The 12656-nt window shown below is 71.6% G+C and carries 13 protein-coding genes; 8 read left to right on the top strand and 5 right to left on the bottom strand.

The genetic code is table 11. The features are described 5' to 3' along the window. Positions 1-2 precede the first annotated feature (2 nt). Positions 3-908, bottom strand: coding sequence for an EamA family transporter RarD (gene rarD, locus DSM104329_RS16965; protein ID WP_259311034.1), 906 nt, complete (start codon positions 906-908; stop codon positions 3-5). A gap of 113 nt (positions 909-1021) precedes the next feature. On the opposite strand from rarD, the gene DSM104329_RS16960 reads away from it, so the two are divergent. Beyond that, entirely contained in the window at positions 1022-1459 is a 438-nt protein-coding gene (locus DSM104329_RS16960) for a hypothetical protein (protein WP_259311033.1), read from the top strand. A 173-nt stretch (positions 1460-1632) separates the two neighbouring features. Here the strand turns inward: DSM104329_RS16960 and DSM104329_RS16955 are convergent, their stop codons facing one another. Continuing rightward, positions 1633-1902, bottom strand: coding sequence for a DUF2277 domain-containing protein (locus DSM104329_RS16955; RefSeq protein ID WP_259311032.1), 270 nt, complete (start codon positions 1900-1902; stop codon positions 1633-1635). A gap of 120 nt (positions 1903-2022) precedes the next feature. After that, complete coding sequence (locus tag DSM104329_RS16950) at positions 2023-2694, bottom strand: histidine phosphatase family protein (protein ID WP_259311031.1); 672 nt, start codon at positions 2692-2694, stop codon at positions 2023-2025. Between the two features lie 53 nt (positions 2695-2747). Here DSM104329_RS16950 and accB point away from each other — a divergent pair, with 53 nt between their 5' ends. Genes accB through DSM104329_RS16935 form a run of 3 tightly spaced genes read left to right on the top strand, consistent with a single transcriptional unit; the run spans position 2748 to position 6105 of the window. Beyond that, entirely contained in the window at positions 2748-3272 is a 525-nt protein-coding gene (gene accB / locus DSM104329_RS16945) for an acetyl-CoA carboxylase biotin carboxyl carrier protein (RefSeq protein WP_259311030.1), read from the top strand. Beyond that, positions 3272-4645 (top strand): acetyl-CoA carboxylase biotin carboxylase subunit, encoded by a 1374-nt coding sequence (locus tag DSM104329_RS16940; protein ID WP_259311029.1) that lies wholly within the window; start codon positions 3272-3274, stop codon positions 4643-4645. Before accB ends, DSM104329_RS16940 begins: the two co-directional genes overlap by 1 nt. Further along, positions 4645-6105, top strand: coding sequence for a hypothetical protein (locus DSM104329_RS16935; protein ID WP_259311028.1), 1461 nt, complete (start codon positions 4645-4647; stop codon positions 6103-6105). The genes DSM104329_RS16940 and DSM104329_RS16935 overlap by 1 nt, the downstream gene beginning before the upstream one ends. A gap of 25 nt (positions 6106-6130) precedes the next feature. Here DSM104329_RS16935 and DSM104329_RS16930 read toward each other — a convergent pair whose 3' ends face one another. Continuing rightward, complete coding sequence (locus DSM104329_RS16930; protein ID WP_259311027.1) at positions 6131-6955, bottom strand: acetoacetate decarboxylase family protein; 825 nt, start codon at positions 6953-6955, stop codon at positions 6131-6133. A 166-nt stretch (positions 6956-7121) separates the two neighbouring features. On the opposite strand from DSM104329_RS16930, the gene DSM104329_RS16925 reads away from it, so the two are divergent. Then, entirely contained in the window at positions 7122-7568 is a 447-nt protein-coding gene (locus DSM104329_RS16925) for a DUF3237 domain-containing protein (RefSeq protein ID WP_259311026.1), read from the top strand. Positions 7569-7590: 22 nt separating this feature from the next. Here the strand turns inward: DSM104329_RS16925 and DSM104329_RS16920 are convergent, their stop codons facing one another. Further along, positions 7591-7971: a hypothetical protein gene (locus tag DSM104329_RS16920; RefSeq protein ID WP_259311025.1), complete on the bottom strand. Its 381-nt coding sequence runs from the start codon at positions 7969-7971 to the stop codon at positions 7591-7593. Here DSM104329_RS16920 and DSM104329_RS16915 point away from each other — a divergent pair. The 3 genes from DSM104329_RS16915 to DSM104329_RS16905 all read left to right on the top strand — a co-directional run bounded on the left by DSM104329_RS16915 (position 7961) and on the right by DSM104329_RS16905 (position 12643). Then, positions 7961-9067 carry an ABC transporter substrate-binding protein gene (locus DSM104329_RS16915; protein ID WP_259311024.1) on the top strand — a complete coding sequence of 369 codons (1107 nt, stop codon included), beginning with the start codon at positions 7961-7963 and terminating at the stop codon, positions 9065-9067. The genes DSM104329_RS16920 and DSM104329_RS16915 overlap by 11 nt on opposite strands. A 94-nt stretch (positions 9068-9161) precedes the next feature. Then, complete coding sequence (locus DSM104329_RS16910; protein WP_259311023.1) at positions 9162-11897, top strand: branched-chain amino acid ABC transporter permease/ATP-binding protein; 2736 nt, start codon at positions 9162-9164, stop codon at positions 11895-11897. Further along, positions 11894-12643 carry an ABC transporter ATP-binding protein gene (locus DSM104329_RS16905; RefSeq protein WP_259311022.1) on the top strand — a complete coding sequence of 250 codons (750 nt, stop codon included), beginning with the start codon at positions 11894-11896 and terminating at the stop codon, positions 12641-12643. The genes DSM104329_RS16910 and DSM104329_RS16905 overlap by 4 nt, the downstream gene beginning before the upstream one ends. Positions 12644-12656 lie beyond the last annotated feature (13 nt).

Genomic DNA, 12656 nt, shown 5'->3' with positions numbered 1-12656 from the left:
GATCACGCCGGCTCGACGATCTCCTCGGCGAGCACCCGCTCGCCGGCCGCCCCCTCGCGGCGGACCGCGCGCAGGGCGTCCCAGGTGAGCACGGCGAGCGCCGACCACACGAGCGCGAAGCCGATCCAGCGCGTCGCGGGCATCGCCTCGCCCAGGACGAGCCAGCCGATGAGGAACTGCAGCACGGGGGTGAGGTACTGCATCAGTCCGATCGTGGTCAGCGGCACGCGCGTCACGCTCGCTCCGAAGAGCAGCAGCGGCACGGCGGTGACGGGGCCCGCGCCCACGAGCAGCAGCGTCGTGCCGGCCCCGTCGCTGAACAACGCGCCCTCGCCGGTCCACGCGAGCCCGGCCATCAGGGCGACGGCCGGCAGGAACAGCAGCAGCGTCTCGACCGCGAGCGCCTCGGCCGTCGGGACGTCGGCCAGCTTCTTTAGCAGCCCATACGTGCCGAACGACAGCCCGAGCGTCACCGAGATCCACGGGAAGCCGCCGTAGTAGACGGTCAGCACCACGACCGCCAGGGTGCCGAGGACCAGCGCGACCGCCTGCGCGCGCCGGAGGCGCTCGCCGAAGACCGCCATCCCGAAGGCGACGCTGACCAGCGGCGTGATGAAGTAGCCGAGCGCCCCCTCGATGACCCGGTCGACGGAGATCGCGTAGATGTAGACCGCCCAGTTGACCGCGATGAGCACGGCCGCGGGGGCCAGGAGCCGCAGCAGGCGGCGGTCGCGCATGATGGCGCCGATCCGGCCCAGCCGCCGGGTGACGAACAGGATCGCCGCGACGACGATCAGCGACCAGGCGATGCGATTGGCCACGACCTCCATCGGACGGATGTCGTCGAGGAGGTGGAGGTAGAGGGGAAAGACGCCCCAGAGCCCGTAGGCCGCGATCCCGAAGAGCACGCCGGCACGCACCTGTCACAGAGTCGCAGAGCGGCGACCCGGCGCCCGGCTCAAGGTCGGGCGAGCCGCTGCCGAAGAACCTCCTTTCGTCGTATCGAACCCCAAGGATCGCCGTGCTCAAGCTCCGCATCGCCGCCGCCCTCGCCCTCGCCTCGCTGCCCGCGTCCGCCGCCGTCGCGCAGGCCGCGACTCCCAGGCCGGGCACGTTCACGGCACCCGAGGGAAAGGTGCAGCGCGGCTACGACCTGACGTTCAAGGTCGACAAGGGCGGCAAGCGGATCTCCGGCCTCGTCGCCCACGTCCTCGAGACGTGCGCCGGCGAGTCGACCTCCTCCACGACGACCGTCGGACCCGGCCTCACCTGGTCGGTCAAGGGCGGCCGGTTCTCCGGCCGGCTGAAGGAGACCCAGGACGGCGTCACGCTCTACACGACGCTCGAGGGCCGCTTCACCAGCCCGACGACGGCGACCGGCGTGATCCGCCAGGAGTCGATCGTCGCCGGCTCGACGTGCGACACGTACGAGCTGAAGTTCACCGCCAGGCGGGGATAGCGGCCCGCGAGGCGCCGGCGAACCGCGACGAGTGGGAGCTCTTGTCGCGCCGGCGTGACAGCCCGGCTCGGCGGAGCATGACGGCGCCGCGCCGCGGGGACCCCTCGGCCTGGCCTGCGCGTAGCTCGCAGACGGTCCTCGAGCGCCTGCCCCGGCCAGGCGACCCGCCGCGGTCAGGCCGCGTAGCGCTTGGCGGCGCGCTCGCGCGCCTTGGCCGCCTCGACCTCGCGGTCCTTCGGCGGCGCGGCCGTGGAGAGCGAGTCGAGCAGCCGGCGCGATGCGTCGGCCACCTCATCGACGGCCCGCTCGAACGCCTCGGCGTTCGCCTGCGACGGCTTCGTGGACCCGCTGATCTTGCGGACGTACTGCAGCGCCGCGGCCCGGACCTCGTCGTCCGTGGCCGGGGGCTCGAAGTTGTGGAGGGTGCGGATGTTGCGGCACATGGCGCCAGCGTAGGCCAAGCTTGGAGGAACGCACAGGGCGGAGCCGGAGGGCGGGGCGGCGGGTGTGGACACCGCGCTAGCGTCCAGCCCCGATCGATGCCCCGGTCTCGCCCTCTCAGCTCAAGCGCCGTCGCGCCGGGCCGCGGTCAGATGAGCGGTGTCGTTGAACGCGATCAGCGTCCACCGGCCGTCGGGCATCCGCATGACCCGGGAGATCGAGCCGTTGGCGGACATGAGGAACGCGAACGGCTCGCTGCCGGTCACCTGGCGCAGCACCTCGGCGATCACGCCGGCATGGGTGACCGCGACCGACACGACGCCGTCGGCGCCCGCGTCGGCGATCGCCTCGATCCCGGCGCGCACGCGCGCGCCGAAGTCGCCGGCCGGCTCGGCGCCCGGGATCACGTCCCAGCGCTGCGCCCGCAGCATCGCGACGAACTCTGGGTCGGCGGCGGCGCCGCGCGCGTGGATGCCGTGGCCCTCCCACTCGCCGAGGTAGACCTCGTTGAGCTGGTCGAGGACCACGGGCTCGAGCCCGTGCCCCTTCGCGACCGCCGCGGCGGTCTGCGCCGCACGCCGCAGGGGCGTCGCGAACACCGCGCCGACCGGCTCGCCGGCGAGCCGCCGCGCCGCAGCGGCGGCCTGCTCGCGGCCCCGGGCGTTGAGCGGCGGGTCGCTGCGGCCGCCGATGAGCCCGTCGGGAGCAGGGGGATCGGCCGAGCCGTGGCGGACGAGCACGATGTCGCGCGCCCCGGCGGGCGCGCGGAACGGACCTTGAAAATCGACCTTCACGCGCGGATGATCGCCCACACCGGCGGCCCCCGCCCGACTTGGAGAAGCCGCACATGGAGATGAACCCAGAGACGATCCGCGCGCTCCTTGACGCGTTCGACCGCAGCGACTGGCAGGAGATGACGATCACGGTCGGCAGCGACCGGCTGCACGTCTCGCGCGATGCGTCGTCGAACGGGCTGGCCGCGGCGCCGCCGCCCCCGCCGCCGCCCGCATCGGCTGCGCCCGTGGCCGCCGCGCCCGCCGCGCCCGCCGCGCCCGCGCCGCCCGCCGCCGAGGCCGCCCCCGCGCCGTCCGCGGCGCCCGCCGTGCCCGCGGCCGTGGACGTCCCCGACGGCGCCACCGTCGACTCGCCCTCCGTCGGGCTCTTCTGGCGCGCTCCCGCGCCCGGCGCGCCGCCGTTCGTCGAGGTCGGCCAGACCGTCTCGGCCGGCGACACCGTCGCGATCGTCGAGGTCATGAAGCTCATGAACCACGTCGTCGCGCCCGTGGACGGCACCGTCGCCGCGATCCTCGTCGACAACGGCGCCCCGGTCGAGTACGGCCAGACGCTCGTGGTCATCGACCCGGCGGGCTGATGGCGCTCGAGCGCGTGCTCGTCGCCAACCGCGGCGAGATCGCCGTGCGCGTCATCCGGGCCTGCTTCGACGAGGGCCTCGAGGCCGTGCTCGCGGTCTCCGACGCCGACCGCGACAGCCTCGGCGCCCAACTCGCCGATCGCACGATCTGCATCGGCCCGGCGAGCGCCACGGAGAGCTACCTCGACATCGACCGCCTCATCGCCGCCGCCACGGTCACCGGCTGCGACGCGCTGCACCCCGGCTACGGCTTCGTCTCCGAGCGCCCGGAGCTGCCGGCCGCCTGCGCCGAGGCCGGCATCGCCTTCGTCGGCCCGTCCGAGGAGGCCATGCGCCGCAGCGGCGACAAGGCGACCGCCCGCGCGCTCGCCAAGGACCTCGGCATCGCGGTCGGGGAGGGATCGGGCGTCCTCGAGGACGCGACCGTCGCCGCCCAGGTCGCCGAGCGCATCGGCTATCCGGTGCTCATCAAGGCCGCGGGCGGGGGAGGGGGCCGCGGCATGCGGCTCGTCGACGAGCCCGCCGAGCTGGAGCGCGCCTTCCACACGGCCGCGGGCGAGGCCCAGCAGGCGTTCGACGACGGGCGCGTCTTCATCGAGCGCTACGTCCGCCGCGCGCGCCACGTGGAGGTGCAGGTGCTCGCGGACGGCCGGGGCGGCGTGGTGCACCTCGGCCATCGCGACTGCACGCTGCAGCGCCGCTACCAGAAGCTCGTCGAGGAGGCACCGGCGGCCGGCCTGCCCGGCGATCTCGGGCAGCAGATCTGCGCCGCCGCGGTGCGCCTCATCGGCGAGCTCGACTACGCCGGCGCCGCCACGTGCGAGTTCCTCGTCGACGTCGAGCGCGCGTCCTACGCCTTCCTCGAGATCAACGCCCGCCTGCAGGTCGAGCACCCGGTCACCGAGATGGTCACCGGCATCGACATCGTGCGCGAGCAGCTGCGCATCGCCGGCGGTGCGCCGCTCTCCTTCGCGCAGGACGACGTCGAGGTCCACGGCCACGCGATCGAGGTGCGCATCAACGCCGAGCGCCCCGAGGCCGGCTTCCTGCCCTCGCCCGGGCGCATCGAGCGCTGGGCGGCGCCCGTCAGCGGCGACGTGCGCGTCGACACCGCGTGCTTCCCCGGCTGGACGGTCGTCCCGTACTACGACTCGCTGCTGGCGAAGGTCATCGCACGCGGGATCGATCGCGCCCACGCGCTGCGGCGCATCGACCACGCGCTGCGCCACCTGCGCGTCGAGGGCGTGGCGACGACGGCCGGCTTCGCGCTCGAGGTGCTCGAGCACCCGGACGTCGTCTCCGGACGCGTGCACACCCGCTGGCTCGAGGAGGAGTTCCTGCCCGGCTGGACCCCGAAGGAGGAGGCGGCCTGATGGCGCGCATCGAGTTCATCGACCAGTCCCTGCGCGACGGCCAGCAGAGCCTGTGGGGGATGCGCATGCGCGCCGGCCACATCCTGCCGGTCGCGGACGCGATCGACACGGCGGGCTACCGCGTCGTCGACCTCACCGGCAGCTCGATCTTCGAGGTGCTCGTGCGCTTCCGCCAGGAGGATCCCTGGCGCGGCCTCGACGCGATCCACGCCGCCTTCCCGCACACGACGCTGCGAGCGGGGACGCGCGACAACGGCGTGGTCGGCATGGGCATCACGCCCGACTCGATCATCGAGCTCTGGGTGCAGACCCTGGCCAAGCACGGCATCGGCAGCCTGTGGATCTTCGACTGCCTGCACAACGTCGACAAGATGCTGCAGGTGGCGAAGATCGCCCGCGACGCGGGCGTCAAGCCGTCGCCGCAGGTCAACTTCTCGGAGTCGCCCGTCCACACCGACGCCCACTACGCGTCGATCATGGACCGCATGGCGGCGGGGGGCGTGGCCGACACGATCATCATCGGCGACGAGGCCGGCGTGCTGGGCCCCGAGCGCGCGCGGCAGTGGATCCGCCTCATGCAGGAGCACGCACACGGCGTGCCGCTGGAGATGCACTTCCACGACAAGACGGCGATGGCGGCGCTGAACCACCGCATCGGGGTGGAGGAGGGCGTGACGATCCTGCACACGGCGATCAGCTCGCTGGCCAACGGGCCGTCGATGCCGTCGGTGGAGGTCGCGGTCGACAACATGCGCCGCCTCGGACACGAGGTCACGCTCGACGACAGCCGGCTCGCCGAGGTCTCCGAGCACTTCGCGGCGCTCACGATCGAGGAGGGCCATCACCTCGGCGAGTCCGTCGAGTACTCCATGGCGACGATCCAGCAGCAGTTCCCCGGCGGCATGACCGGCACGCTGCGCAACCAGCTCGTCAGCCACGGCATGGCGGACCGGCTGCCCGCGGTGCTCGAGGAGGCGATCCGCGTGCGCGCGGAGATGGGCTATCCGATCATGGCCACGCCGTTCTCGCAGCTGGTCGGCATCCAGGCGCTGCTGAACGTCGTGCAGGGCGAGCGTTATCTGACGATCCCCGACGAGAACCTGATGTACCTCGCGGGCTGGTACGGCGATCCGCCCGGCGAGGTCGACCCGGAGCTGCTCGACCGGGCGAGCCGGACCGAGCGCGGCCGCCAGATCTTCGACAGCGACCCGCCGCAGCCGTCGCTCGCCGAGATCCGGGCCCAGTACGGCGGAAGCCTCTCCGACGAGGAGCTGCTGCTGCGCTACCTCATCCCCGGCCCGGACGTCGACGCGATGTACGCCGCGGCCCAGCCGATCGAGCCGATCTACCCCATCACCGGCGTCCAGGGGCTCGGCTGGCTGAGCGACGTGCTGCGCAACGGCGCCGGCCGCGCGATCACCGCGTCGCGCGGCGAGGTCACCGTCGCGCTGCGCCGCTGACGACGAGGCTCGGAAGAACCGGCCGCTACGTCGCGGCGCGCGCCGCCGCCCCGTTCGTGACGCCCGTCGCGGCGCCCTCGGCCAGGTAGTCGTGCACGACCTTGCCGTAGCCGAGGTCGAAGTCGAAGACGCCGAACCAGCCCTGGATGATCCGCGTGGGCGCGAGGAGGTGCCACGGGTCGACCTGGGACTGCGCGTCCATCGTCACCGATGCGCGGCCCGTCCACAGCTTCGGCGTGCCGTCGGCGCTGCGGTTCATCGGCGCCTCGACGTCGAGGCGCACGAGCTGCGCGACCGACGGGGGACCGGGCTCGGCGTTCGGGATGAGCCGCGTCGACAGGACCGGCAGGTCCTCGAGCCCGGCCGGGTCGAAGAGCCGGTCGGCGACGAACGACATCGTCATGATCCGGTGCCCGCGGGGGCGCTCGACCGTGAACAGCATCTGCTCGCCGAACGGCTGGCCGGCGCCCCCGCTGGAGCGCTCCATGACCGCGAGCTTCTTCGCGTAGCCCCAGATCTCGCGGCCGGCCACGAGGGGGATCTCGTTGTCGGTGAAGATGAACGGCTGGTAGAGGTAGGTCTCGCCGTCCAGGCTGGCCCGGATCATCACGTAGGCCTCGTGATACGGGCCGAACGCCGAGAAGGGGATCCACCGGCCCCAGGCGATGCAGACCGGCGTCTCGTCGGCCGCCGTCAGGCCCGGCGGCAGCAGCGCCTCCACACCGGCCGGGTCGGCCTCGTACGCGATGAAGATGTCCTCCACGCCGCGGTACGTGTACGGCGGCGGCGGATACGCGACTCCCGGCCCGATCGGCAGCGAGAACGACGCGTTGAAGGCGGCCTGGTCCATGCGGTTCCTCCTCGGTTCGACGCGCGCCAGCATCGCGCGCGCCGCCGGCCAGCGCAGGTCGCGGCGCGGCCGGCGTTGGAGGAACCGCGACGCCGCCCGCGGGTACCGGCGCACCGGTGCGCCGGGCTTGCGAGGCTCGAGACGTCCAACGACAAGGAGGGGGCGCGTGGAACTGGTCCATGAGTACACGTTCAACGCCGATCTCAAGGCCGTGCCGATCGGCCCGGGTCCGTTCGGCGACCGCAGCATCTTCGAGGTCACCGGCGGCAAGGCGACCGGCGACCGCATCAGCGGGACGATCGGCGGCGGCGCCGACTGGATCCTGGCCGGGCCCGACGGGTTCGGGCGCCTCGACGTCAGAACCACGCTCTACACCGACGACGGCGCCAGCATCTACGTGCAGTACTTCGGCGTCATCGAGTACACGGACGCGATCCTCGCCGCCGTCGGAGGCGAGCGCGACAGCCAGTTCGGCGACAGCTACTTCCGCACGACGCCGCGTCTCGAGACGGGCGACGAACGGTACGCGTGGGTGAACCAGACCGTGTTCGTCGCGGAGGGCCGGGTCGTGGTCGGGCCGGGCGTCGAATACCGGGTCCACCGGGTCACGTGAGCACCATGCGGCCCGCGTTCGGTCAGGCAGTTGGTGATTCTCCAAATGCGGTTCGCCGAACCGTACCGAGGACTGTCAGACCGTCCTTACGCTTGCCGCGGCACAGGGTCGATATCCCAGGAGGAAGGAGGAGGTCCGTCATGAAGGACGACCACGCTCTCAGGCGCTGGTCCCGCGTCCTCGTCGCAGTGCTGGCCGGCTGCGCGTTGCTCGCGGGGGTGGCCGCCTGCGGTTCGAACAGCTCGACGAGCACAAGCGCGAGCACGAGCGCCGCAACGAGCGCAGGTACCAGCGCGAGCACCACCGCGACGGCGCCGGCGGAGTCCGGCGACGCCTCGCAGACGGCCAACAACCGGCCGGTGAAGAAGGCCTCGGGCACGCCGATCAAGACGATGACGATCACGTCCCTGGACTCCCAGGGCCCCGTGTATCCGAACATCTCGATCACGGCGAAGGCGTACGAGCAGTGGATCAACAACCACGGCGGCATCGCCGGCGCGCCGTTGCAGGTCACGGTCTGTGACGAGCACGGCAAGCCGACCGATGCGTCGGCCTGCGCCCGTCAGGCGGTGCAGGACAAGGTCGTGGCGGTCGTCGGATCGTTCTCGTTCCTCGGCACGAACATCATGCCTGCGCTCGAGAAGGCCCAGATCCCGGTGTTCGGCGAATGCTGCCCGATCACCCCGCCGCAGTGGACGTCCGACATCTCGTTCCCGATGGGCACGCAGCCGCTGTACGGCGTGGGCCTCGTCAAGCGAGCGGTCGAGGACGGCTGCAAGAACATCAATGCGGTCATCATCGACGGCGCTCAGGGCTTCCTGCCGCCGATGGAGAACGCGATGAAGGCCTACGGAATGAAGTTCGGCAAGACCGTCATCTTGCCACCGACAGCCCAGGATCAGAGTCCGCAGGTCGCCGAGGCGACCGGTGGAGGCGCGGACTGCGTGATCATGATCGTCTCCGAGACGCCCTACATCGCCTGGAACCAGGCGTGGGTCCAGTCGGGCACCAAGGCCCGCATGTACGGCCCGCAGGGCAACCTCGACAACGTCTCGATCAAGGGCCTGGGCAACGCCCTCGACGGCAACATCATCGGCGGGATGTATCCCGACCTGGCGACGACGCCGTGGGCCGTGTACCGGCAGGCGCTGAAGGACGCCAACGCCGATCCGAACCAGGACTACAACTCCCTGGGCGGAATGGGCACGTGGGCGGCGTACACCGGGTTCACCCAGATCGCCGAGGCGATCCCGGGCGCGCCGCAGAGCATCAACGCCAAGACGTACCTGGCGCAGGCGGCCAAGACCACCAACCTGGACACGAAGGGCATGGTCCCGGTCATCGACTTCACGAAGCCGTGGACCGAGAACCCGCCGTTCAAGCGGCTGTTCAACCGCACGGTCGTGTTCAGCACGATCAAGGACGGAAAGGTCGTTCCGCTGACGACCGAGTTCGAGGACGTCAGCGATCTGGCCCTGGGCAAGAAGCCCTCGCAGTGACATGAACGGTGCCCCGGCTCCGGGCGGGCCAAGACGGCCCGGAGCCGGCACCGCTCATCACGTTCCAAACGACAGACTCTGAGGAGCAGAAGACGTGGAAGAGGTCATTCGGTTCGCGTTCCTCGGCTTCGGCATCGGAGCGCTCTACGCGCTCGCCTCGCAGGGCCTGATCGTCATCTACCGCGGGTCCGGCGTCCTGAACTTCGCGATGGGCGCCATCGGCATGGCCGGCGTGTTCGTCCAGTGGGACCTGCACACGAACGCCGGCTGGGCGTTCCTCCCGTCGGCCGTCGTCGGCGTCCTGTTCTCCGCCGCGATCGGCGCGGCGACCCATCTCTTCCTGATGCGCCCGCTGCGACGGTCCTCGCCGCTCGTGCGCGTCATCGCCACGCTCGGCGTGCTCATCACGCTGCAGGCGATCGCGGTGCTGCGCTACGGCTCGACCCCGCGGTTCGTCCTGCCCGAGCTGCCGACGGACATCATCACGATCTCCGGCTCCATCACGATCACGGCCGACCGGCTCATCCTGCTCGGGATCGCCGCCGTCCTGACCGTCGTGCTGTGGGCGCTGTACCGGTTCACGAAGTTCGGCCTGGCCACCTCGGCGGTGGCCGAGAACGAGCGCGCGGCGTCGGCGATCGGCTGGTCGCCGGACCGCATCGCCGTGACCAACTGGATCCTCGGCTCGGCGCTCGCCGCCGTGGCCGCGATCCTGATCGCCCCGATCGTCACGCTGCAGGTGACGGTCATGACGAACCTGATCCTCGCGGCGATCGCCGCCGCGCTGGTCGCCCAGTTCCGCTCGTTCCCCGTCGCGCTCGTCGCCGGCCTGCTCATCGGCATCGCGCAGACGGAGCTCAACCGCTACGTCCACCAGCCGGGTTTCGGCGACTCGGTGCCGTTCATCGTGATCGTCGTCGTGCTGGTCGTGACCGGTCAGGCGCTCCCGCTGCGCGACTACTTCCTGCAGCGGCTCCCGTCGATCGGGACCGGCCGCATCAACTGGGGCGGGATCGCGTTCGGCGTCGCGCTCACCGCCTTCCTGCTCGCGGTGCTCAACAGCCAATGGGCGGACTCGATCATCACGACGCTGTGCGTGGCGTTCATCCTGCTGTCGATCGTCGTCGTCACCGGCTACGCCGGCCAGCTGTCGCTCGCGCAGTTCGCGATCGGCGGCTTCGGCGCGTGGGTCGCCGGCCGCCTCGTCGACGCGCAGGGGACGCCGTTCTGGTTGGCCCTGCTCATCGGCGTGGCCGCGACGGTGCCGCTGGGGGTGCTGTTCGCCGTTCCGGCGGTGCGAACACGCGGCATCAACCTCGCGGTGGTGACGCTCGGCCTGGGCACCGCGATGGAGCTCATGTTGTTCCGCAACCCGGAGTACACGGGCGGGATCCAGGGCACGCAGGTCGGTGACGCCACGCTGTTCGGCTGGAACATCAACTCGATCACCCACTCGACGCGCTACGGCCTGTTCGTCCTGGCGCTGTTCGTGATCTGCACGCTGATCGTGTGCAACATCCGGCGCGGGCGCAGCGGCCGGCGGCTCATCGCGGTGCGCACGAACGAGCGCGCCGCGGCGGCGCTCGGAATCAGCGTGCCGGGCGCGAAGCTGTACGCGTTCGGCGTGTCGGCGGGGATCGCGGCGGTCGGCGGCATCCTGCTCGTCTTCCGCCTGAGCAGCATCGACTACAAGCTGTTCACGAACTTCACGTCGATCACGGACGTGGGGCTCGCGCTGCTGGGCGGCATCGGCTACCTCATCGGGCCGGTCATCGGCGCGACGCTGACCGCCGGCGGCCTCAACCAGCAGATCCTCACGTCGATCTTCTCCGACTCGGTCGGCAAGTACATCGACCTCATCGGCGGCGTGAGCATCCTCATCATCGTGCTGCTCAACCAGAACGGCATCGCGAAGGAGTGGATCGCCCAGGCCAACTTCGTGCGCCGGAAGCTGTTCGCGAACGTGCCGTTCCTCGGGCCGCGCAAGCCGCCGGTGCGCGAGTTGCCCGAGCACGACGTCGTCCCGGTGACGGCGCGGACGCTCGAGGTCCGCGACCTCACCGTGAAGTACGGCACCAGCGTCGCGGTCGACTCGGTCTCCCTGTCCGCCACGCCGGGGCGCATCACCGGACTGATCGGCCCCAACGGCGCCGGCAAGACGACCCTCATCGACGCGGTCACCGGCTTCACGCGGATGGCCGGCGGGACGCTGCACCTCGACGGGCAGGACATCACCCGCTGGTCGGCCACGCGGCGCGCCCGGGCCGGCATCGGGCGGTCGTTCCAGTCGCTCGAGCTCTTCGAGGACTCGACGGTGCTCGACAACCTGCGCGTCGCCTCCGACCCGCGCGACCCGGCGTCCTACATCAAGGACCTGGTGTGGCCGGTCAACCCGCGGCTGCCGGGCGAGGTCATCAGCGCGATCAACGAGTTCGGCCTGTCCGACGACCTCGATCGCAACGTCGAGGACCTCTCCTACGGCAAGCGGCGGCTGCTGGCGATCGCCCGGGCGGTCGCGACGCAGCCGAGCGTGCTCCTGCTCGACGAGCCCGCCGCGGGCCTCGGCGACGCGGAGACCTCCGAGCTCGCCCACCTGGTCCGGCGGCTCGCCGACGACTGGGCGATGGCGATCCTGCTCGTCGAGCACGACATGAACTTCGTCATGTCGGTCTGCGACGAGATCGTGGTCCTCGACTTCGGGCGCCAGATCGCCGAGGGCACGCCGGACGTCGTCCGGCGCGACCAGGGCGTCATCGCGGCCTACCTGGGTGAGGACGAGGCGCAGACAGCCGGCGTCGGCGCGGGCGGAACGGAGGAGGTGGGGCCATGAGCACGGTCGTCGAGACGAAGGGGCTGGCGTCGGGCTACGGCGGCCAGCCGGTCATCCACGACGTCGACATCGCAGTCAACGCGGGGGAGGTCGTCTGCCTGCTCGGCAACAATGGAGCCGGCAAGACCACGACGATGCTCACGCTGAGCGGCGAGCTGCCGACCCTCGCCGGTGAGATCCTCTTCGACGGCGTGGTCACGAAGGCGCCGCTGCATCGCCGCGCGCGCAACGGGCTGTCGTACGTCACCGAGGAGCGCTCGGTGTTCAAGAGCATGTCGGCCCGCGACAACCTGCGCTGCGGCGGCGTGTCGCCCGCGGATGCCGTACAGCTGTTCCCCGAGCTCGAGAAGTGCATGGGCACGCGCGGCGGCCTGCTCTCCGGCGGCGAGCAGCAGATGCTCACCCTGGCGCGGGCGCTCGGTCGCAACCCGCGGGTCCTGCTCGCCGACGAGCTCTCGCTCGGCCTGGCGCCGCTCGTCGTCGACCGCCTGCTCGCCGCGGTGCGGCGCGCGGCGACCGAGGCGGGGACCGGCGCGCTGATCGTCGAGCAGCACGCCCGCAAGGCGATGCGCTACTCCGACCGCGTCTACGTGATGAGCCGCGGCCGCATCGCGATGGCGCTGTCCTCCGAGGAGGCCCAGGCGCGGCTCGGCGAGATCGAGGCGACGTACCTGTCGGCCGACGCGGTCGCGCAGGCGCTGCCGGGCGGCAAGCCGCCGCCCCCGGCCCCGGCCCCGCCCGTCTGATCCCCGCGACGGC

The organism is Capillimicrobium parvum, from assembly GCF_021172045.1.
GTDB classification, from domain to species: Bacteria; Actinomycetota; Thermoleophilia; order Solirubrobacterales; family Solirubrobacteraceae; genus Capillimicrobium; species Capillimicrobium parvum.
Note: the sequence above shows the minus strand (reverse complement) of the source record. Positions and strands in the feature narration are given on the sequence as shown.

Excerpts from the sequence above, each read along its gene's own strand:
- DSM104329_RS16940 (WP_259311029.1), top strand. The coding sequence starts at position 3,272 with ATGGCGCTCGAGCGCGTGCTCGTCGCCAACCGCGGCGAGATCGCCGTG.
- DSM104329_RS16915 (WP_259311024.1), top strand. The coding sequence starts at position 7,961 with ATGACGATCACGTCCCTGGACTCCCAGGGCCCCGTGTATCCGAACATC.
- DSM104329_RS16955 (WP_259311032.1), bottom strand. The coding sequence starts at position 1,902 with ATGTGCCGCAACATCCGCACCCTCCACAACTTCGAGCCCCCGGCCACG.
- DSM104329_RS16930 (WP_259311027.1), bottom strand. The coding sequence starts at position 6,955 with ATGGACCAGGCCGCCTTCAACGCGTCGTTCTCGCTGCCGATCGGGCCG.
- DSM104329_RS16935 (WP_259311028.1), top strand. The coding sequence starts at position 4,645 with ATGGCGCGCATCGAGTTCATCGACCAGTCCCTGCGCGACGGCCAGCAG.
- DSM104329_RS16905 (WP_259311022.1), top strand. The coding sequence starts at position 11,894 with ATGAGCACGGTCGTCGAGACGAAGGGGCTGGCGTCGGGCTACGGCGGC.
- accB (WP_259311030.1), top strand. The coding sequence starts at position 2,748 with ATGGAGATGAACCCAGAGACGATCCGCGCGCTCCTTGACGCGTTCGAC.